Origin of the sequence: Microbacterium sp. NPDC079176, from assembly GCF_040686675.1 — a bacterium.
Lineage (GTDB): Bacteria > Actinomycetota > Actinomycetes > Actinomycetales > Microbacteriaceae > Microbacterium.
Genome location: NZ_JBFBLM010000003.1, coordinates 576,643 through 594,955, shown reverse-complemented (window position 1 = coordinate 594,955; position 18,313 = coordinate 576,643). Strand labels below are relative to the sequence as shown.

Sequence of the window (18,313 nt, the reverse complement as noted above, 5' to 3'; positions counted from 1 at the left end):
CTTCCGGTGCGCCCGCTGCGACCGGATCGCTTTCGACCGCGTGGTCGGAACAGCAGAGCTCTTCGACTCAGGACAGCACCGCGCGGCCCGCCGTTCCGGCGGCCACGGCGCCGCGCCCCCAGTCTTCCGACGTACCGCCTGCTCCGCCGCTGCCCGTGCCCGCCTCGGCCCCGTCCGCGCCCAACGCCGCCGCTGCAGAGTCGGCGTCCTCGGCATCCTCGCGTCGTCAGCAGCGCGAGCAGGGCGTGGGGCGTCGCTCGTTCCTTCAGGAGGAGCGCCGTGAGGAGCCAGCGCGTCAGGGCGGACGCGGGCTGCTCAACCGCGTCGGGTTCACCCTCGGCCCGAGCGCTCGCGAACGCGCCGTCCGCGACGACGAGCACGCGGTGAGCCGCCATTGGCCGGGCCCCCGCACCGTCGCTGTCGTCAACGGGAAGGGCGGGGCGGGAAAGACACCGGCCACCGTGCTGCTGTCGGCGGTCTTCGCGCAGTACGGCGGCGCCGGGGTTCTCGCGTGGGACAACAACCAGACCCGCGGCACCCTCGGTTGGCGCACCGAGACGGGGGCGCACGATCGCACACTGCTCGAACTGCTTCCGCAGACCCAGCGCCTGCTCGGAGCCCAGGGACAGTCAGCCGACCTCGCGCACTTCGTGCATCACCAGCCGCAGGAGAAGTACGACGTCCTGCGGTCGAAGCCCGTCCGACTGGCCCACGAGAATCGGCTCCGGCCGAGTGACGTCGACTCCATCCACGCGATCGCGGCTAAGTTCTACCGTCTGATCATCATCGACTCCGGCAACGACGAGTCCGATCCGATGTGGCTGCGGATGATCGACCTCGCCGACCAGATCGTCGTGGCGACGACGACACGTGACGACCATGCCGAGGCCGGGGCGCTGCTGCTCGAGGCACTCGAAGACCGCGACGAGCGATCCGCACGGTTGGCTCGCGAGTCAGTGGTCGTCGTCAGCCAGGCGGACCCGAAGGCATCCCCCGCCGAAGTCGCAGACGTCATCGCCGGATATCAGCCGCTCGCGCGCGAAGTCGTCGGCATCCCCTTCGATCGGGAGATGGTCGACGGTCACCTCCGTCTTCGCGCACTCGCGGCGCCGACGCAGCGGTCGTGGCTCTCTGCCGCGGCCGCCGTCGCCCGAGGCTTCTGAGCCGTTCGGCAGTGGACCCGGCGGATCGGTCGTCCGAGGTTCGGATCGACGGCGGCTCAGCGGGCTGCCGACGCGTCAGGACCGAAGGCTGTCGACCCAGTTGCGGAGCAGCTGGATTCCGGCCTCGCCGGACTTCTCAGGATGGAACTGCGTCGCGGAGAGCGGCCCGTTCTCGACCGCAGCGAGGAACGGATCGCCGTACGTCGACCACGTAAGCACCGGCTGAGGGAACGGCGGGATGACATCGAGCTCCCACGACTGCGCGGCGTAGGAATGCACGAAGTAGAAGCGTTCGTTCTCGATGCCCTTGAACAGCACCGATTCGGCGCCCGGCTCGACCGTGTTCCACCCCATGTGCGGCAGCACCGGCGCGTTGAGCTCCGTGACCGCTCCCGGCCATTCGCCGAGACCCTCGGAATCGTGCCCGCGCTCGACACCGTGCGCGAACAGAACCTGCATGCCGACGCAGATGCCGAGCACCGGGCGCCCGCCTGCGAGCCGGCGATCGATGATCTCGTCGCCGCCGTGCGCGTAGAGCGCATCGCGGACGGCCTGGAACGCGCCGACCCCCGGCACCACGAGACCGTCTGCCTCGAGCGCTTCCTTGCGGTCGCGCGTCAGCACCGCATCAGCACCGGCGGCGATGAGCGCCTTGACAGCCGAGTGGACGTTGCCGGATTCGTAATCGAAGACGGCGACCCGGGGAGCCCTGCTCACAGTGCGCCCTTCGTCGACGGGATGCCGTCGACCAGAGGGTCGAGGGCCTTGGCCTGGCGGAACGCCCGAGCGAATGCCTTGTACTCGGCTTCGGCGATGTGGTGGGGGTCGCGGCCCCCGAGAACGCGCACGTGCACCGTGAGTCCCGCGTTGAAGGTGATGGCCTCGAACGTGTGGCGCACGAGCGAACCGGTGAAGTGGCCGCCGATGAGGTGGTGCTCGAAACCGGCAGGCTCCCCCGTGTGAACGAGATAGGGACGCCCCGAGATGTCCACGACAGCCTGAGCGAGCGCCTCGTCGAGCGGCACGAGAGCGTCGCCGTATCGCGAGATGCCGGACTTGTCGCCCAGCGCTTCACGGATGGCCTGACCGAGAACGATCGAGATGTCCTCCACGGTGTGGTGTGCGTCGATCTGCGTGTCCCCCGAGGCGCGCACCGTGAGGTCCGTGAGCGAGTGCTTCGCGAAAGCCGTCAGCATGTGATCGAAGAACGGCACCGACGTGTCGATACGGCTCGCACCGGTGCCGTCGAGGTTCAGCTCGAGCTCGACGGTGGACTCCGACGTGCTGCGCACACGCGTGGCGGTGCGCGGGGTCTGGGCGGGGCTGCTCATGAAGCCGATCCTATCGAGGCGAGGGCATCGAGGAATGCCGTGGTCTCCGCCTCGGTGCCCGCGGTGACGCGGAGGTGCCCGGGTATCCCGACGTCGCGGATGAGAACACCCTGCTCGTAGAGCTGCTGCCAGACCTTCTGGGGCTCTGCGACACCCCCGAACAGGACGAAGTTCGACCAGGACTCATGCGGGGTGTACCCCAGCGCCTCGAGCGTCGCGGAGATGCGATCCCGCTGCTCGACGATCTCCTCGACCATGCCGAGCATCACGTCGGAGTTGCGCAGAGCGGCGACGGCTGCGGCCTGCGTGAGAGCGCTGAGGTGGTACGGCAGGCGCACGAGCCGCAGAGCGTCGATGAAGGCAGGATCCGCGGCGAGGTACCCCACGCGGGCACCCGCGAAGGCGAAGGCCTTGCTCATCGTGCGGGAGACGGCGAGCCGCGGTCGTCCCTCGAGAAGGGTCAGAGCCGATGCCGCGTCGTGCGGCGCGAACTCCTGGTACGCCTCGTCGACGACGACGATTCCGTTCGACGCCTCGTACACGGCTTCGACGACGTCGAGGCCCAGCGGCGTGCCTGTCGGATTGTTCGGAGAGCACAGCAGGATGACGTCAGGATCGACATCTCGCACCTGCGATGCCGCCTCTTCGGGGGTGATCGTGTAGTCGGGCTGCCTGGTGCCGGCGACCCAGCGCGCTCCGGTGCCCTTCGAGATCAGCGGATACATCGAGTAGGTCGGGGCGAAGCTGAACGCCGTGCGGCCCGGCCCGCCGAACGCCTGCAGAATGTGCTGAAGGACCTCGTTCGACCCGTTGCCCGCCCAGATCTGAGCCGGTTCGAGACCATGACCGAGGTACTCCGCGAACCCTTCCCGGAGCGTGGTGAACTCGCGATCCGGGTAGCGGTTGACATCGCGGAGCGCGACCGCGATGTCGTCCAGGATGTCACTGGCGACCGCGTCGGGAACCGGATGCGTGTTCTCGTTGACGTTGAGTGCGATCGGAAGAGGCGCTTGCGGCGCTCCATAGGGCGTGAGCCCTCGGAGGTCGTCGCGAAGAGGGAGGTCGGCGAGTGATGCAGTCACCCTCCCCATGGTAGGCCGCCTTCGCTACACAGACGCTCGTGGTGACGGAGTGTGAACGCGCTTCCGCGCCGCACCGCTCGATCGAACGGCCCTCACGGGTTCATTCCGAATACTGCGCCGGAATCGCCAGCTCCTGGCCGATCTGCAGCTCGCCGCCGCGCAGCAGGTTCAGACGCGTGATGTCGCCGATCACGTCGCGCGGATCCGCGCCGGGGGCCACGCTCTCGGCGATCGACCACAGCGTGTCGCCGGGCATCACCGTCACCGTCGCGAACGATGCCGTGGCGGTCTGTTCGCCTGAGGCCATCGCACTGCCGCCGCTGAGTGCGGCGAATGCGATCCCGGCTGCGAGCGGCACGGCCGCGACAGCGAGAACGACACGTCGACCGCGCGCCGTCAGCTTGAGCCGCGTCGCCGGACGAGCCGGAAGGACTGCTGCACTGCTGAAGGTGATGGTGCTCATGTCGTGCTCCTCTGCATCTACCGCGTGCGCGGTGAAGTTGGCGTAGCGTTCGCATTCGCGCCTCGGCCGGGAGCCGTGAATGCGAAGCTACGTTCCGAAGTTATCTTCGAATTCGAACATCTGTCAAGCGTTCTTCGAAACAGAAGTCCGGGAATCGTCCGACACGCTCGAACAGATCTTCCACTTCGGCGCGATTCTCGGATACGGTTTCGATGTCAACACCCCACCACGGGCCTCCGACATTCGAACTGAGACGCCGGAATCGCACACCTGAGGAGCACCATGAGCGACATCTCCGCCCCCGACGCCGACGTCCCGCGCACCCGTCGCCGCAAGAGCCTGAGTCCCAAGCAGATGGCGATCCTCGAGGTCATCCAGACGTCGATCAGCCGTCACGGGTACCCGCCGAGCATGAGAGAGATCGGCGACGCCGTGGGCCTCAAGTCGCTGTCCAGCGTGACCCACCAGCTCGGCCAGCTCGAGCTGAGCGGATATCTGCGACGCGACCCCGGCAAGACCCGTGCCATGGAAGTGCTCATCGACCTCCCCGGCACCAGCGGAGAGAATCCCGCCGATGTGGCGACCCCCGTTGGCGATGCGGCGCTCGTGCCGCTCGTCGGCCGCATCGCCGCAGGTGTCCCGATCACCGCCGACCAGCAGGTCGAGGAGATCTTCCCGCTCCCCCGGCAGCTCGTCGGCAAGGGCGACCTGTTCATGCTCAAGGTGTCCGGCGAATCGATGATCGATGCGGCGATCTGCGACGGCGACTGGGTCGTGGTGCGGTCGCAGAGCAGCGCCGAGAACGGCGAGATCGTCGCCGCCATGCTCGACGGCGAGGCGACGGTGAAGGTTCTCCGTCGACGCGACGGCCACACCTGGCTGCTGCCTCGCAACTCCGCATTCGAGCCGATCCTCGGCGACGAGTCCGTCATCCTCGGCAAGATCGTCGCCGTGCTGCGCGCGGTCTGACTCCCCTCCCACCCTGCCGGTGACGGCGGGCGTCGACGCACCATAGGCTCGAACCATGTCGTCGCCGTTCGGTACCTGGACCTCTCCGTTCACCCCCGACCGGATCGCCGCGTCGTCTCCGCGGATCGATGGCAGCGCCTTCGTGGCTGACGAGATCTGGTGGGGTGAGTCGATCCCTGCCGAGGGCGGTCGCCTGACCGTGCGAAGTTCGACGGGTGCCGAGATCCTTCCCGCGCCATGGAGTGCTCGGTCTCGCGTCCACGAGTACGGCGGCGGGGCGTGGACCGCGGATGCCGACGGCACGCTGTACTTCGTCGATGCCAAGGATCAGCGCGTGCACCGCATGCCCCGCGGCGGTGTCCCCGTTCCTCTGACACCCCCGGGCCCGGCGCACGGCGGTCTGCGTCTGCAGAGCGGCCGCCTGTTCGCCGTGCGGGAGGATCTGTCCGTCTCCCCTCACCGACGCGCCATCGTCGAGATCCCGACCGACGGGTCGGCATCCGACCGGCCTGCGCTGTTGAAGACCCTCGTCGAAGGCGAGTCGTTCTACGCCCATCCGGCACTGTCTCCCGACGGTTCTCGTGCAGCGTGGGTCGAGTGGTCCGGCGATCGGATGCCGTGGCAGCGAGCGTCGTTGGTGATCTCGGACGGCACCGCGCGCACAGAGCTGTCCACTCGCGCCGCGCTGCAGCCCGAGTGGACGGCTGACGACGAGATCGTGTACTCCGACGATCCCTCGGGCCGCTGGGCTCTGCACCGACAGCGTGTCAGCGGAGCCCAGGCGGTCGGCACGGCGGAGCAGATCATCGACGACGACGCCGACACGGGATACGGCCTCTGGGTGCTCGGCAATCGCTGGTACCGCCCGCTCGCCGACGGTCGCGTCGTGGCTGTGCGCACGAACGGTCGCGACCGGGTCGTCGTCATCGACCCCGACGGCAGCGCCCACCGCATTCCCCTCCCCGCAGACGGCCACGTGAGTGTCGACGATGTCGCGGGCTCCCGCGTGCTGCTCTCCGGAAACAGCTCGACGACAGAACCCGGGGTCTGGTGCGTCGACGTCGACACGGGTCGCGTCGAGGCCGTCGCGGGAGCTGCGCCGACCGATCCTGCGTGGATGCCGCCCGCATCCGAGGTCCTGGTCGACGGCTCGCACGGGCCCGTCCATGCCTTCGCGTACCCGCCGACGAATCCCTCGGCCCACGCTCCGGCCGTGGATGACGAGCTCCCGCCCTACATCGTGCTCGTCCACGGCGGCCCGACCGCGCATGTGACCGGCGCGGCGTCCGCCGCCGTCGCGTTCTGGACGAGCCGCGGCATCGGCGTGCTCGACGTCAATTACGGCGGATCGACGGGCTACGGCCGTGCGTACCGCGAACGGCTGGACGGCGGATGGGGCGTGGTCGACGTCGACGACGTGATCGCAGCGGCCCGCGGCCTCGCCGATGCCGGGCTCGCGGATCCCGCCCGCATCGCGATCAGAGGCGGCTCGGCGGGTGGTTGGACAGTGCTCTCGTCGCTGGTGCGGGGAGGGACGTTCGCCGCGGGGATCAGCCGATACGGAGTGGTCGACCTGCGGATGCTGAGCGCGCACTCCCACGACTTCGAGGCGCACTACATCGAGGGGCTGGTGGGTCCGCTGCCCGAGGCGGAGGCACTCTACATCGCGCGTTCGCCCCTGACACACGCCGACCGGATCGACGTGCCGGTGCTGCTGATGCAGGGTGCGGACGACCGTGTCGTGCCACCGGCACAGTCCGAGGCGATCCGCGATGCGCTGGCGACGAGTGGTGTGGAGCACGAGTACGTGCTGTACCCGGGTGAGGGCCATGGCTTCCGGTCGAGCGAGACGATCATCGACGCCCTCGAGAGGGAGCTCGCTTTCCTCGGACGCGTGTTCGGATTCACGCCCGCGCGCTGATCACTCCCCCACGCGGTTGCGCAGGCGCATCGCGCGCTCGGCTTCGCGGGTGTCCTGACGCTCGCGGAGGGTCTGGCGCTTGTCGAACTCGCGCTTTCCCTTGGCGAGAGCGATCTCGACCTTGGCGCGACCGTCGGAGAAGTACAGCTTCAGCGGGATCAGCGTGTAGCCGCCGGCGGAGACCGCGTGCTGCAGCTTCGCGATCTCCTCACGGTGCAGCAGCAGCTTGCGGACGCGCTTCGCCGAATGGTTGGTCCAGTGGCCCTGCGAGTACTCCGGGATGTGCACCGAGTCGAGAAAGACCTCGTTCCCCTTGACGAACGCATATCCGTCGCTCAGGTTCGCGCGCCCCTGGCGCAGTGACTTCACCTCGGTGCCGGTGAGCACCATCCCCGCCTCGTACGACTTCTCGATGTTGTAGTCGTGACGTGCGCGACGATTGGTCGCGACGACCTTCTCCCCGCGTTCCCTGGGCATGATTCTCTCCTGATCCGCGTCGCGCAATGGTTCCGGTGCCCGTCACGGGCGCACGACAGCCTGTCAGTCTATACCGGCGCGCGGGTCAGGTGCGAAGCCAGCGACGGATCGCGAAACCCGCCGACAGCGCGGCGAGCACGACGCCGATGCCGATCAGCACCGGGACGACGACGGCAGCGTCCTGCATCGACACCCAGGTCGTGATGAACGGCACGCGTCCTCGGAGGTAGCCGTCGACGCCGAAGTGGACGCCGGCGACGACGGCCGCGCTTGCGAGGGCCGAGCCGAGGAAGGCAGCGAAGACGCCCTCCAGGACGAACGGCGTCTGGATGAAGCGGTTGGACGCCCCCACCAGGCGCATGATCCCGATCTCCTTGCGTCTGGCGTACGCGGAGAGCCTGATGGTCGTGCCGATCAAGAGGATGGCGGCGATCAGCATGAGCGCTGCGATACCGACCGCGATGTAGGTCGCGACCGTCAAGGCGGAGAACAGGGGTTCAAGGTACTGGAGCTGATCCTGGACCTGCTCCACCCCCGCGACACCGTTGAACGCCTCGGAGATGACCTGCGACTGGCCGGGATCCTTCATGGTGACGAAGAAGACCTCGAACGCCTGCTCGGGCGAGATCACGCTCGCCTGGTCCTCGCCGAGCTGATCGACGAGCTTGGCGTAGGTGTCTTCCTTGGAATCGAAGCTGACCTCGCTGATGAGAGGAGCGAGCGCCTCGCCGTCGAGCTGTGCTCGCACGGCGTCGACCTGCTCCTCCGAGGCGCCGCCGTCGACGCAGGTGTCCTGCTCCGAGATGTCGGAGCACATGTAGACGGCGACCTGCGCCCGCTCGGTCCAATAGCCGCGCATCGTGCCGATCTGCGCCTGCATCAGGATCGCGGCGCCGACGAAGGTCAGCGAGACGAATGTCACGAGCACGACGGAGATGACCATCGAGATGTTGCGACGAAGCCCTCCGAGGGCCTCCGCGAGGATGAGTCCGATTCTCACGACGTCGGCCCCACTTTTTCCGTGCCGTCGTCGGACAGACCGAGTCGATCGGCCACCCCGAGCTCGGCGACGTCGACCTGCGGCAGCACGATGGGATGCGTCCGCGCCGCGAGGGCGACCGCCGGCTGCTCGTCTATCACCGGCGGCTCGATCGGCGCCGCCTGAGCCTCGGGAGTCTCGGATGCGGTCGGGACGGCGTCTGCGGACGCCGATTCCGCCTTGCGCTGCGCGCTGAGCTCCTCAGCGAGCGCGGCGCGGACCAGCGAGAGGTCGGCGGTCTGGCGCTGCACCTCCTGCACAGCAGTGAGTGCAGCGGCCGCGGCGGCACCGCGCACCTCCTCGGGAACCAGACGCGGGATGTTCGACGTGTCTCCGTAGCCGCCGTGCACCTCGTCTCGCACCATCTCGCCATCACGAAGTTCGATGACCCGACGCTGCATCTGGTCGACGAAGCCCGCCTCGTGTGTCGCCATCAGCACGGTGGTGCCTCCGGCATTGATCCTGGCGAGGAGCTGCATGATGTCGACCGACGTCGCCGGGTCGAGGTTTCCGGTCGGCTCGTCCGCGAGCAGGACCTGGGGGCGATTCACGAGCGCCCGTGCGATCGCGACGCGCTGCTGCTCGCCGCCGGAGAGCTCGTGCGGCATCCGCTTCTGCTTCCCGTCGAGTCCGACCAGCGCGAGCGCCTCGGGCACGGCCTGCTGGATGAAGCCGCGCGACGAGCCCGTCACCTGCAGAGTGAAGGCGACGTTCTGGTAGACGGTCTTCGACGGCAGCAGTCGGAAGTCCTGGAACACGGATCCGATGTGGCGGCGGAAGTACGGCACCTTCCGGTTCGCAAGCGAACGCAGATCGCGGCCGAGCACGGCGACTCGACCCGTCGTCGGCACGTCCTCGCGGAGGATGAGTCGCAGACAGGACGACTTGCCCGACCCCGACGCGCCGACGAGGAAGACGAACTCCCCGCGCTGCACTTCGAAGTCGACATCGGACAGAGCGGGCCGCGAGGTCCCGCGATAGCGTTTCGTGACGTTCTCGAACCGAATCATGGCGGTTCGAGCCTAAGCGCGCACCCTCGTCTGCCTGCGAGCGACACCCCGCTCGACCCCCCTGCGTGTCGCACTCCACTGCTATACATGGAGGTGCCGATCCGTGCCGTCAGCATGGACGATACTCCGAGGGGGAACCATGACGACGCCTGCAGGCTGGTATGACGACGGATCCGGGCGTCAGCGGTGGTGGGACGGCACCCAGTGGACCGAGCACTTCGCCCCCATCGTGGAATCCGCCCCGTCTGCAGCAGGCGAGTCGGCCGGCGGTCTGACCGGCGAAGCGACCACGGACCGGGGTTCCGAGTCGGCTGACGTATCGGGCCACTCCTCGTCCGACGCGACTCCCGATTCGGCAGCAGCCGCGGAGACGGCCGCTGCGATCGAGTCGGTCGCCGCGGTCGAGAGCCAGTCGTGGAACACGCCCGCACCCTCCGACTCCCGCGCCGACGCGGAGACTCCGGCCGAGCCGTCCGCCCACCAGGACGCGGGCGCCGCGCCCTCATACGGCGCGCCCGTGACCGATGCCCCTGTCGACGAGGCCGGCACCACGCATGAGCAGGGTTCCACCTCTCCGGAGTCCCCGACGCCGACCGACGACATCGTGCCCCCGTATGCGAACACCGCGGGTCCCTCCGAAGGTGGTGCACCCTCCTACCCGGGTACCGCAGCCCCCTCGTATCCCCAGGAGTACCCCGCCGCGCCCGCATACCCGGGTTCGGCGGCACCCTCACCCTCGTACCCCGGCGCCGCCGCGTACGCTCCCGCCGGACAGCAGTACGGTGCGCCCGCCGGATACCCGCCCGCATACGGCGCCACGACCCCGGTGGCTCCGGCCCGCCCGTCGGTCCTCGGGCTCGTCGGGCTCGGACTCGCGGCGCTCGGAACGATCCTGTCGTGCATCCCGGTGATCTTCTGGCTCGGATGGCTCCTGCTCGGCGTGGGCTTCATCGTCTCGCTCATCTCGCTCTTCCTCAAGGGCAGGAAGTGGCCCGGCATCTCCGGACTCATCCTCTCGATCATCGGCGCGATCATCGCGGTCGTCATGTTCTTCGTCATCGTCTTCGCGACGGTGTCCGAGGCCGTGCGCGATCTGCCGTCCGCGCCGCCGTCGAGCGATTCCGACACCGGAATCGACGACGGCACGACCGACGACGGCACGGGGTCCGCGCAGGTCGAAGAGGGCACGATCGGCGACACCGTCGCACTCACCTTCCTGGGCGGGAGCGGCGAGATCACTGTCACCGAGGCGCGCTGGGCGACCAGCGACGGCTCGAGCGTCCCCTCGACCAACGGCGGTTACGTGACCCTCGAGACGACGTGGACCGGTGTCGAGGGCACGACGGCCGCGAACCCGCTGTTCACCTCTCTGGAGACGGCAGAAGGAGTCGAGGGTCAGGTCGACTTCTTCGTGACGGGCGCACCGAACGAGCTCCTCGACCCGGGGCAGACGGTCAGCGGCCCGATCACCTTCGACATCGCCCAGAGCGAGTCCTACGTCTTCGTCGTCACTGACGAGGCCGGACGCGACATCGCGCGCATCGACGTCGCTCCGTCGGCCGGCTGAGACCCGAGCGGAACGGCGATCATGACGGTCCCGGCAGGGTGGTACGACGACGGAGCGGGCCGGCAGCGCTGGTGGGACGGCGCAGTCTGGACTGAGCACACCGTGACCACCGAGACGTCGTCCGTGGCGAACACGCCACAGGAGCACGGCCAGCATGCCACGGAGGAGCCCCCGGTCGCCGCATCGGCGGACCCGATCTTCGAACCGCCCTATGCCTGGCGGTCGTCGAATCCCTCCCCCGGGGCCTCCGCAGAGGTGCCGCAGTACGGGCGCGCGTCGATGCCCGCGACCTCGGCAGGCGTCGTCGCCTCCCCGGATGCGACGGCAGGGTTCGGATCGTACGGCCCTGTGCCCTCGAAGGCGAACACGAAGGTCTCTGTGCTCGGCATCATCGGTCTCGGCATGGCCGTGCTCGGAGTGGTCCTCTCGTGCATCCCGCCGATCTCGATGGCTGGTGGGGTTCTGCTCGGGATCGGATTCGTGCTCTCGCTGATCTCCCTGTTCCTCCGGGGTGCGAAGTGGCCGGGAGCGGTGGGCATCGCGGTGGCCGTGCTGGGTGGTGTCGTCGCGATCGCCATGATGCTGCTGACCCTGGGCTCCTCGGGGCTGTCGTCGATCGTGCCGACGTCCACCTCGACCCCTCAGGCGACCCAGAGCACAGAACCCGACGACACCGCCGAAGGCTCTCCCGGCAGCGCGGGAACCGAGACCGTGACGGTCAACGAACTCGAGGTCGGTCACTGCATTCCGCTCATCGAATGGGAGGAAGAGGTGTACGAGCTTCCGATCGTTCCGTGTGACGCGCCGCACACCGACGAGGTCTATTTCATCTTCGATGTGCCAGAGGGCGAATTCCCCGGGGACGAGGAACTGCAGACCACCGCGGCCGAGAGGTGCGACGTCGCTTTCGAGGAGTTCGTCGGCATCCCCTACGCCGATTCGGAGCTCGACAACTACTGGTTCGTGCCGACTGAGTCGTCATGGAAGCGGATGAACGACCGAGCAGTCCAGTGCATCGTGATCAGCTACGACGAGATCACGGGCACCCTCGAAGGCGCCGACCGCTGAGACGAGCGTCGCTCAGTCCTCGTCTTTGCGCTTGCGCCAGCGGATGCCGGCCGAGATGAACCCGTCGAGATCGCCATCGAACACGGCAGCCGGGTTGCCCGACTCGTGTCCGGTGCGGAGGTCCTTCACGAGCTGCTGACCGTAGAGGAAGTACGAGCGCATCTGGTCGCCCCAGCTCGCCGTGATGTTTCCGGCGAGCTCCTTCTTCTTCGCGGCTTCCTCCTCCTTCTGCAGCAGCAGGAGTCGGGTCTGAAGCACGCGCATCGCGGCAGCACGGTTCTGGATCTGCGACTTCTCGTTCTGCATCGAGACGACGATGCCGGTCGGAAGGTGAGTCAGGCGCACGGCGGAGTCGGTGGTGTTGACGGACTGCCCGCCGGGACCCGACGAGCGGAAGACGTCGACTCGGATGTCGTTCTCGGGGATGTCGACCTCGGTCGCCTCCTCCATGAGAGGGATGACCTCGACGGCGGCGAAGGACGTCTGCCGCTTGTCCGCCGAGCCGAACGGGCTGATACGGGCGAGGCGGTGCGTCCCTGCCTCGACCGACACCGTTCCGAATGCGTAGGGAGCGTCGATCTCGAACGTCGCCGACTTGATGCCGGCACCCTCGGCGTACGAGGTGTCGAGAACCTTGACGGGATACTTGTGGCGTTCGGCCCAGCGCAGGTACATGCGCATGAGCATCTCGGCGAAGTCGGTGGCGTCGTCGCCGCCTGCACCCGAGCGGATGGTGATGATGGCGGAGCGCTCGTCGTACTCGCCGTCCATCAGCGTCTGCACCTCGAGCTGATTGATGATCTCGGTGAGCGCGTTGAGCTCGGCGCGCGCTTCGACGGCGGAGTCCTCATCGCCCATCTCGTTCGCCAGGTCGACGAGAACCTCGAGATCGTCGAGTCGACGACCGATGCCCTCGACTCTGGCGAGCGCCGACTGGCGGTGGCTCAGAGCACTGGTCACCTTCTGGGCGCGTTCGGGGTCGTCCCAGAGGTCCGGCACGCCGGCTTCCTCGCTGAGGCGCGCGATGTCGGAGCGGAGGGTCTCGACATCGATGACCTCGCGGATGTCACCGTAGGTGAGTCGCAGGGCCTGGATGTCGGCGGAGAGATCGAGTTCGAGCATGTCGCGTCCAGCCTAACGTGCCGCCCCTGCGGGCGGGGACGGCGTTCGAACGGGAGTAGCGTGAATCGGGTGAGCAGCGCATCCACGGTCCTCAGGCGATTCGGACCGATGGTGTACCTCCCGACCGTGCTGTTCTCGCTCGGTGAAGGCGCGGTGATCCCTCTGATCCCGGTGATCGCTGCGCGGATGGGCGCCGACGTCGCCTTCGCCGCCCTGGTGGCATCCGCCCTCGTCGTGGGTCAGCTGTGCGGCAACCTTCCTGCGGGCTGGGCCGTCGCGCGCATCGGCGAGCGCTTCACGATGGTGATCGCGGGTGCGATAGCGATCCTCGCCGGCGTCGGAATGGTGTTCGCCCCCTCGCTGGGCGTGCTGGCCGCCTCCGTGTTCCTCCTGGGGTTCTGCGCGGCCGCCTTCGGCCTGGCGCGTCATGCGTTCATGACGACGAGGGTTCCCCTCGCGTTCCGTGCTCGCGCGCTCTCGCTGCTCGGTGGCAGCTTCCGCCTCGGAATCTTCATCGGGCCGTTCGTCGCCGCTGGGCTCCTGCAGCTGTTCGGTTCGGAATCAGCCGCGATCTGGTTCTTCCTGGGCTGTCTCGTCGTGATGGTGCTGCTCGTGCTGCTGGGCCCCGATCCCGAGAAGACGATCGCCCCGACGACCCCTGTGCGCACCGCCGCACTCGCGGATGATTCCGGCGAACCGGTCACGGGCTCGATTCCGACGACCGCGCGCGCGGGCATCTTCCGCACGATGTGGCAACAGCGCAGCGTGCTCGGACGACTGGGACTCGCCGCCGCGTCGCTGTCCGCGGTGCGATCGGCACGTCAGGTCGTGCTTCCCCTGTGGGGACTCTCACTCGGACTCGACGCCTCGACCATCGCCCTCGTCGTCGGAATCTCGGGAGCGATCGACTTCGCCCTGTTCTACGCCAGCGGCCAGGTGATGGACAGGTTCGGGCGTCTGTGGGCGGCTATGCCGGCGATGGTGCTGATGGGCGCGGGGTTCCTCGCCCTCTCCTTCACGCACGACCTGGAAGCCGCGGTCCTGTGGTTCGGCATGTTCGCCGCCGTGCTCGGGGTGGGCAACGGGCTCTCGAGCGGCATTCTGCTCACACTCGGCGCCGACGTCGCGCCGAAGAAGGAGCCCGCCGCGTTCCTCGGCTCGTGGCGCACGCTGACGGATGCCGGCGGAGCGGCCGCTCCGCTGCTGGTGTCGGCGATCGTCGCGATCGCGTCACTGCCGATCGCCGCAGCGGCGATGGGTGCGATCGGCCTGATCGGCGCGGGTGGATTCATCCGCTGGATCCCGCGTTTCGTTCCGCGCAGCAGACAGGAGGAGTCATGACCGCTGCCCTCCGCGCAGACGTGCGCCGCCTGGTCGTCGCGGCTCCGTCGTCGACGGATCACGATCGCGATGCCGCGGCCGACTTCGCGACGTTCTTCGCCGACGATCATGGGCCGGTCTCCCGCGACGACGGTCCCGATCACGCGACCGCTTCGGCGCTCGTGTTCGACCGCTCACTCACTCGCACGCTGCTCGTCTTCCACGCCAAGGGGCAGTTCTGGGTGCAGCCAGGCGGACATCTCGAACCCGACGACACCTCTGTGGCGGATGCCGCTCTGCGCGAGCTGCGGGAGGAGACCGGTGTGGACGTCTCCGCCAGCGCGGAACCGCTCGTGTACGACCTCGATCATCACGCGCTGTCCTCGGCGTTCGGTCGGTGCGCATCCCATCTCGACATCGGGATCGGCGTCGTCATCAGCGACGATGCCGACCTGATCGTGAGCGACGAGTCGGAGGACGTGCGCTGGTGGGCGATCGACGCGCTGCCGTCGCAGGTGCCGCAGGGCTTCGCCGGGCGGGTGCGACGACTGCGCGATCGTCTGGTGAGCTGACGTCGCATCCGGCGGAGGTCGCCCTCGTGCAGGTCGACCCGAGCGAACGATCACCCCAGAGCGGTGCGACTCATCCCCGTCGCCTCGAGGCGCACCCCGTCCGTCACGAACAGTGACACGAGCGGCGGATGCCACAGGGTCGAGACGGTCACGCGTGCTGAGTGCCCGTCGGGGCTCGACGCTGAATCGAGGTCCACGGGTGACGGCAGCGCGGCGAGCACTGCGTCGACCTGCTCTCTGACCCCCTGATCGGTGAGGTCCGCCCGTGCCGTCGTTCCGTCCACAGCCAGGGTGAAGCCGTCCGCTCCGGCGAGCGCTGCGGCGTCAGCGATCGCATCCAGCCGCTTCTGCGAGATGTAGAGGTCGGTCGCGCAGACACTCACGAAGATGAGTGCGAGCGCCAGCAGGGCATAGCCGAGCGTCAGCAGCAGCACGCTTCCGTCGTCACCCGACGCTCTCATCCGGTGCCCCACAGGCGAGAGACCTTCTGGACCGCCGACCCCTCGACTCGGATCGCGGCCGCCGAGTCCGATCCGAAGACCGCCGGCATCAGTCGCAGGGACACCGACGCCGTGACCGTGACGGTCACGACCGCGCCGGCCGACGGACACTCCGTCCCGACGGGCACGCACGCCACAGACACCTCGGTCGATTCCTCATCGATGCCGTACTGATCGGTGACGTCGGCGAGCACGAGCTCACTCCGCACTGCTGCAGTGGCGGCATCCGGTGCGAGCACGATCGTGCGCGCGACGTGGCGCGCGGCCGCCCCGACTCCCAGTGTCTGCTCCTGAATCGCGCCCAGCGCGATGATCAGGTAGACCAACGGCACAAGCAGGATGACGCCCACCGTGATGAATTCGAGTGCCGCCGAACCCTCGTCATCGATCATCGAAGGACTCTTCCGGCGCATGCGCCTGCACCTCCAACGCGAAGGGCACCCCGAGCAGCCCGATCACGGGGAGCGTCGTTCGGACGCGCACCTCGATCGTCGCGCGATCCAGTGCCGTCGATCGAACGGCCGTCACATCGTGGGCGTACTCGGCCCCGACCGCGAGGGTGATCGCCGCGCGGGCGCGCTCCACGCCCTGTTCCATGGGCGTGTCTGCCAGGGCCGCGTAGTGGGCCCCTTCGACCGCCGCGTCGTGCACGACATTGCGCACGTAGACGGCGAGCGCGAGCTGCATGACAGCGAGAGTGAGAAGGGTGAGGAGCGTGCCCACGAGCACGAACTCCACGGGACTCGATCCGCGTTCATCGCCGAGAAGGCGCCGCGGTGGATCGACAGTCATCAGGGAGACCTGTCAGAGACCGGAGACGCGTTGGATGGCCTGCTCGAACAGTGCGCTGAGCGCCGGGCCGGCGACCGCCCAGATGAGCACCACGAGACCGGCGGTCATCAGCGTGACCAGCACCCATCCGGGTACGTCCCCCGATTCGTCGCCGACGAGATCGTCCATGAGATCGGGGGTGAGCGAGGCATCCCTGGTGGTGCTCCGTGGTCGAGAGGTGTGCATGTCGTCCTTTCGTGGTCGCTCAGCCGATGCCGAGTCGCAGGATGAAGAGACCGGGGTAGATGGCGAAGAGCACGGACAGCGGGAGGATCAGGAAGACGAGCGGGCACGGCAATGGGTAGTAACCTTTCTGCATGGAACTCACCCCCGCAGCGAGCTACGCACGCATCAGCGAGAAGGTAGCTGCCCGCGACAAGGTGGCCGACCAGCACACACAGAACGAGCAGCACGCCGCCGCACGTGGCTACCGCATCGTGGCGCGCTACACCGATGACGGCATCAGCGCACTTGGGCACAAGGAGCGCCCCGACTTCGAGCGGATGCTTGCCGATGCCGAGGTGGGCGCGTTCGCCGTTATCGTCGCCACAGAAGAGGAGCGCCTAGCGCGCAACGTCGAAGAGAAGCTGGAGTTGCACGCCGCGTGCGAGGTCGCAGGGGTCGTATGGGACACGGCTCGTGATGGCTACGTAGACCCGGCTACCGACTCCGGTGAGTTCATGTCCACCGTGCGTGCTGCGATGGGCCGCATCGAGTCGAAGCGTAAGGCCCGCCGCCAGCGTGCCGCATCCGATGCACGCGCTGCGGATGGCCTGCCCACCGCGCGCCCCGGATACGGATACCGACGTGAAGACAGCTGCGACGTCGTCGTTGAGGCCGAGGCTGTCGTCATCCGTGAGGCAGCACGCCGGGTGCTGGATGGGGACTCCCTGCGGAGCATCGCCACCGACTTCAATGCGCGCGGCATCCCTTCCCCTGCTGGTGCGCCGTGGCAAGGCATTACGCTGCGTCAGCTCATCCGCCGTCCGTCGCTTGCTGGACTCCGCACCCACCGGAGCAAGGTGGTCGGCAAGTTCAATCCCGAGGCGCACCCGGCGATTCTCGATGAGGATACGCACACACGACTAGAGGCACTGCTCACCGACCCCAGCCGAGCACAGGGCACGGGCGGTCGCACTCCGGTGCATCTGCTGTCGGGGCTGGCTGTGTGCGGTCGGTGCGGCGGGCGCATAAAGCGGCTACCCGGGTGGACGCCGAAGCCCGGGCAGAAGTCCAAGCCGGTAAAGGCCGCGTACGCATGCGGCGAATGCCACAAGGTGCGCCGCATCCAGGAGCCGGTCGACGAGTTCGTGACCGAGGTTATCCTCCGACGGCTCGAGCAGCCCGATGCTAGCCAGCTCTTCAGTCAGGGTGATGAGGGTGCTGCGCAGGAAGCCCGCAACGCGATAGAGGTCATCGACGCACGGCTCGCGACAGCCGCGGATCAGTTTGCCGAGGGCGTGCTGACCGGCGACCAGCTACGCCGCATCACCGAGCGGCTGCGGGCCGACCGCGCGGCGCACGAGCGCACCGTGGCCGAGTCCATGCCTGCTCGCGTGCCAATGCGAGTGGTGGGGCCGTTGGCTCGGGAGACGTGGGCGGGCCTGCACATCGATAGTCAGCGGGCCATCATCGACGCGCTCGCCGTGGTAGTGATCGAGCCGCAAGGTAGCGGTCGGTCCTTCGACCCGAACCTGATCCGCATCGACTGGCGCTCGTAGCGGGGGTCTCTGCGCCCGTCGCTAAGCGTCGCGCTGGGTCGCCAACGGCACCCTCCCGACCCCAACTACTACCCGGAGACCCCCAACGACGCTGGGGGTCGCAGAGAGCCCCGCAACAGAAAACCCCAGGTCAGAGAGCAAGAATCTTGCCTAGCCG

20 protein-coding genes are annotated in these 18,313 nt (G+C 68.1%); 8 read left to right on the top strand and 12 right to left on the bottom strand.

What is annotated here, in order from left to right:
* Positions 1–155: 155 nt before the first annotated feature.
* The gene (locus tag AB0P11_RS10315; protein ID WP_053096914.1) at positions 156–1,163 is read left to right on the top strand and encodes an AAA family ATPase; all 1,008 of its coding nucleotides are present in this window, start codon (positions 156–158) and stop codon (positions 1,161–1,163) included.
* 75 nt (positions 1,164–1,238) lie between these two features.
* Here AB0P11_RS10315 and hisH read toward each other — a convergent pair whose 3' ends face one another.
* The 4 genes from hisH to AB0P11_RS10295 form a co-directional block, all read right to left on the bottom strand.
* Complete coding sequence (gene hisH / locus AB0P11_RS10310; protein WP_053096916.1) at positions 1,239–1,880, bottom strand: imidazole glycerol phosphate synthase subunit HisH; 642 nt, start codon at positions 1,878–1,880, stop codon at positions 1,239–1,241.
* The gene (gene hisB, locus AB0P11_RS10305; protein ID WP_053096918.1) at positions 1,877–2,494 is read right to left on the bottom strand and encodes an imidazoleglycerol-phosphate dehydratase HisB; all 618 of its coding nucleotides are present in this window, start codon (positions 2,492–2,494) and stop codon (positions 1,877–1,879) included. The genes hisH and hisB overlap by 4 nt, the downstream gene beginning before the upstream one ends.
* Positions 2,491–3,585 carry a histidinol-phosphate transaminase gene (locus AB0P11_RS10300; RefSeq protein ID WP_198032320.1) on the bottom strand — a complete coding sequence of 365 codons (1,095 nt, stop codon included), beginning with the start codon at positions 3,583–3,585 and terminating at the stop codon, positions 2,491–2,493. Before AB0P11_RS10300 ends, hisB begins: the two co-directional genes overlap by 4 nt.
* Before the next feature lie 91 nt (positions 3,586–3,676).
* Positions 3,677–4,039: a LysM peptidoglycan-binding domain-containing protein gene (locus AB0P11_RS10295; RefSeq protein ID WP_053096921.1), complete on the bottom strand. Its 363-nt coding sequence runs from the start codon at positions 4,037–4,039 to the stop codon at positions 3,677–3,679.
* A 282-nt stretch (positions 4,040–4,321) separates the two neighbouring features.
* Here AB0P11_RS10295 and lexA point away from each other — a divergent pair, with 282 nt between their 5' ends.
* Together lexA and AB0P11_RS10285 are read left to right on the top strand one after the other, a co-directional pair.
* On the top strand, positions 4,322–5,008 hold the full coding sequence (gene lexA, locus AB0P11_RS10290) for a transcriptional repressor LexA (RefSeq protein WP_056280140.1): 687 nt from the start codon (positions 4,322–4,324) through the stop codon (positions 5,006–5,008).
* Between the two features lie 55 nt (positions 5,009–5,063).
* Positions 5,064–6,929 carry a prolyl oligopeptidase family serine peptidase gene (locus AB0P11_RS10285; RefSeq protein WP_363521718.1) on the top strand — a complete coding sequence of 622 codons (1,866 nt, stop codon included), beginning with the start codon at positions 5,064–5,066 and terminating at the stop codon, positions 6,927–6,929.
* Here the strand turns inward: AB0P11_RS10285 and smpB are convergent, their stop codons facing one another.
* From smpB to ftsE, 3 genes are all read right to left on the bottom strand, one after another.
* A complete protein-coding gene (smpB, locus tag AB0P11_RS10280; protein WP_053096927.1) occupies positions 6,930–7,406 on the bottom strand; it encodes an SsrA-binding protein SmpB in 477 nt (158 codons plus the stop codon). It abuts the gene before it with no gap.
* An 85-nt stretch (positions 7,407–7,491) separates the two neighbouring features.
* Entirely contained in the window at positions 7,492–8,406 is a 915-nt protein-coding gene (gene ftsX / locus AB0P11_RS10275) for a permease-like cell division protein FtsX (RefSeq protein ID WP_056280135.1), read from the bottom strand.
* Positions 8,403–9,455 (bottom strand): cell division ATP-binding protein FtsE, encoded by a 1,053-nt coding sequence (gene ftsE / locus AB0P11_RS10270; RefSeq protein ID WP_363521714.1) that lies wholly within the window; start codon positions 9,453–9,455, stop codon positions 8,403–8,405. Before ftsE ends, ftsX begins: the two co-directional genes overlap by 4 nt.
* A 139-nt stretch (positions 9,456–9,594) precedes the next feature.
* On the opposite strand from ftsE, the gene AB0P11_RS10265 reads away from it, so the two are divergent.
* Both AB0P11_RS10265 and AB0P11_RS10260 read left to right on the top strand, forming a co-directional pair.
* Entirely contained in the window at positions 9,595–11,022 is a 1,428-nt protein-coding gene (locus tag AB0P11_RS10265; protein WP_363521711.1) for a DUF2510 domain-containing protein, read from the top strand.
* Between the two features lie 21 nt (positions 11,023–11,043).
* Positions 11,044–12,090, top strand: coding sequence for a DUF2510 domain-containing protein (locus AB0P11_RS10260; protein WP_363521708.1), 1,047 nt, complete (start codon positions 11,044–11,046; stop codon positions 12,088–12,090).
* Between the two features lie 12 nt (positions 12,091–12,102).
* Here the strand turns inward: AB0P11_RS10260 and prfB are convergent, their stop codons facing one another.
* Entirely contained in the window at positions 12,103–13,212 is a 1,110-nt protein-coding gene (gene prfB / locus AB0P11_RS10255) for a peptide chain release factor 2 (RefSeq protein ID WP_053096937.1), read from the bottom strand.
* A gap of 108 nt (positions 13,213–13,320) precedes the next feature.
* Between prfB and AB0P11_RS10250 the strand changes: the two genes are divergently transcribed.
* Both AB0P11_RS10250 and AB0P11_RS10245 read left to right on the top strand, forming a co-directional pair.
* Positions 13,321–14,553, top strand: coding sequence for an MFS transporter (locus tag AB0P11_RS10250; RefSeq protein WP_363521792.1), 1,233 nt, complete (start codon positions 13,321–13,323; stop codon positions 14,551–14,553).
* On the top strand, positions 14,550–15,104 hold the full coding sequence (locus AB0P11_RS10245; protein ID WP_363521705.1) for an NUDIX domain-containing protein: 555 nt from the start codon (positions 14,550–14,552) through the stop codon (positions 15,102–15,104). The genes AB0P11_RS10250 and AB0P11_RS10245 overlap by 4 nt, the downstream gene beginning before the upstream one ends.
* Before the next feature lie 50 nt (positions 15,105–15,154).
* Here the strand turns inward: AB0P11_RS10245 and AB0P11_RS10240 are convergent, their stop codons facing one another.
* The 4 genes from AB0P11_RS10240 to AB0P11_RS10225 are packed head-to-tail and all read right to left on the bottom strand — an operon-like array spanning position 15,155 to position 16,621.
* On the bottom strand, positions 15,155–15,565 hold the full coding sequence (locus tag AB0P11_RS10240; RefSeq protein WP_363521702.1) for a hypothetical protein: 411 nt from the start codon (positions 15,563–15,565) through the stop codon (positions 15,155–15,157).
* A complete protein-coding gene (locus tag AB0P11_RS10235) occupies positions 15,562–15,996 on the bottom strand; it encodes a TadE family protein (protein WP_363521699.1) in 435 nt (144 codons plus the stop codon). The genes AB0P11_RS10240 and AB0P11_RS10235 overlap by 4 nt, the downstream gene beginning before the upstream one ends.
* On the bottom strand, positions 15,986–16,396 hold the full coding sequence (locus AB0P11_RS10230) for a TadE/TadG family type IV pilus assembly protein (protein WP_363521696.1): 411 nt from the start codon (positions 16,394–16,396) through the stop codon (positions 15,986–15,988). Before AB0P11_RS10230 ends, AB0P11_RS10235 begins: the two co-directional genes overlap by 11 nt.
* A gap of 12 nt (positions 16,397–16,408) precedes the next feature.
* A complete protein-coding gene (locus AB0P11_RS10225; protein ID WP_187250602.1) occupies positions 16,409–16,621 on the bottom strand; it encodes a hypothetical protein in 213 nt (70 codons plus the stop codon).
* A 131-nt stretch (positions 16,622–16,752) separates the two neighbouring features.
* On the opposite strand from AB0P11_RS10225, the gene AB0P11_RS10220 reads away from it, so the two are divergent.
* Positions 16,753–18,156: a recombinase family protein gene (locus AB0P11_RS10220; RefSeq protein ID WP_363521693.1), complete on the top strand. Its 1,404-nt coding sequence runs from the start codon at positions 16,753–16,755 to the stop codon at positions 18,154–18,156.
* Positions 18,157–18,313: the final 157 nt, after the last annotated feature.

What these genes read in the sequence shown, in the direction of transcription:
- hisB (WP_053096918.1), bottom strand. Translation starts at nt 2,494, where the DNA reads ATGAGCAGCCCCGCCCAGACCCCGCGCACCGCCACGCGTGTGCGCAGC.
- AB0P11_RS10300 (WP_198032320.1), bottom strand. Translation starts at nt 3,585, where the DNA reads ATGGGGAGGGTGACTGCATCACTCGCCGACCTCCCTCTTCGCGACGAC.
- AB0P11_RS10295 (WP_053096921.1), bottom strand. Translation starts at nt 4,039, where the DNA reads ATGAGCACCATCACCTTCAGCAGTGCAGCAGTCCTTCCGGCTCGTCCG.
- lexA (WP_056280140.1), top strand. Translation starts at nt 4,322, where the DNA reads ATGAGCGACATCTCCGCCCCCGACGCCGACGTCCCGCGCACCCGTCGC.
- AB0P11_RS10285 (WP_363521718.1), top strand. Translation starts at nt 5,064, where the DNA reads ATGTCGTCGCCGTTCGGTACCTGGACCTCTCCGTTCACCCCCGACCGG.
- smpB (WP_053096927.1), bottom strand. Translation starts at nt 7,406, where the DNA reads ATGCCCAGGGAACGCGGGGAGAAGGTCGTCGCGACCAATCGTCGCGCA.
- ftsE (WP_363521714.1), bottom strand. Translation starts at nt 9,455, where the DNA reads ATGATTCGGTTCGAGAACGTCACGAAACGCTATCGCGGGACCTCGCGG.
- AB0P11_RS10265 (WP_363521711.1), top strand. Translation starts at nt 9,595, where the DNA reads ATGACGACGCCTGCAGGCTGGTATGACGACGGATCCGGGCGTCAGCGG.
- AB0P11_RS10260 (WP_363521708.1), top strand. Translation starts at nt 11,044, where the DNA reads ATGACGGTCCCGGCAGGGTGGTACGACGACGGAGCGGGCCGGCAGCGC.
- prfB (WP_053096937.1), bottom strand. Translation starts at nt 13,212, where the DNA reads ATGCTCGAACTCGATCTCTCCGCCGACATCCAGGCCCTGCGACTCACC.
- AB0P11_RS10250 (WP_363521792.1), top strand. Translation starts at nt 13,321, where the DNA reads ATGGTGTACCTCCCGACCGTGCTGTTCTCGCTCGGTGAAGGCGCGGTG.
- AB0P11_RS10245 (WP_363521705.1), top strand. Translation starts at nt 14,550, where the DNA reads ATGACCGCTGCCCTCCGCGCAGACGTGCGCCGCCTGGTCGTCGCGGCT.
- AB0P11_RS10240 (WP_363521702.1), bottom strand. Translation starts at nt 15,565, where the DNA reads ATGAGAGCGTCGGGTGACGACGGAAGCGTGCTGCTGCTGACGCTCGGC.
- AB0P11_RS10235 (WP_363521699.1), bottom strand. Translation starts at nt 15,996, where the DNA reads ATGATCGATGACGAGGGTTCGGCGGCACTCGAATTCATCACGGTGGGC.
- AB0P11_RS10230 (WP_363521696.1), bottom strand. Translation starts at nt 16,396, where the DNA reads ATGACTGTCGATCCACCGCGGCGCCTTCTCGGCGATGAACGCGGATCG.
- AB0P11_RS10225 (WP_187250602.1), bottom strand. Translation starts at nt 16,621, where the DNA reads ATGCACACCTCTCGACCACGGAGCACCACCAGGGATGCCTCGCTCACC.
- AB0P11_RS10220 (WP_363521693.1), top strand. Translation starts at nt 16,753, where the DNA reads ATGGAACTCACCCCCGCAGCGAGCTACGCACGCATCAGCGAGAAGGTA.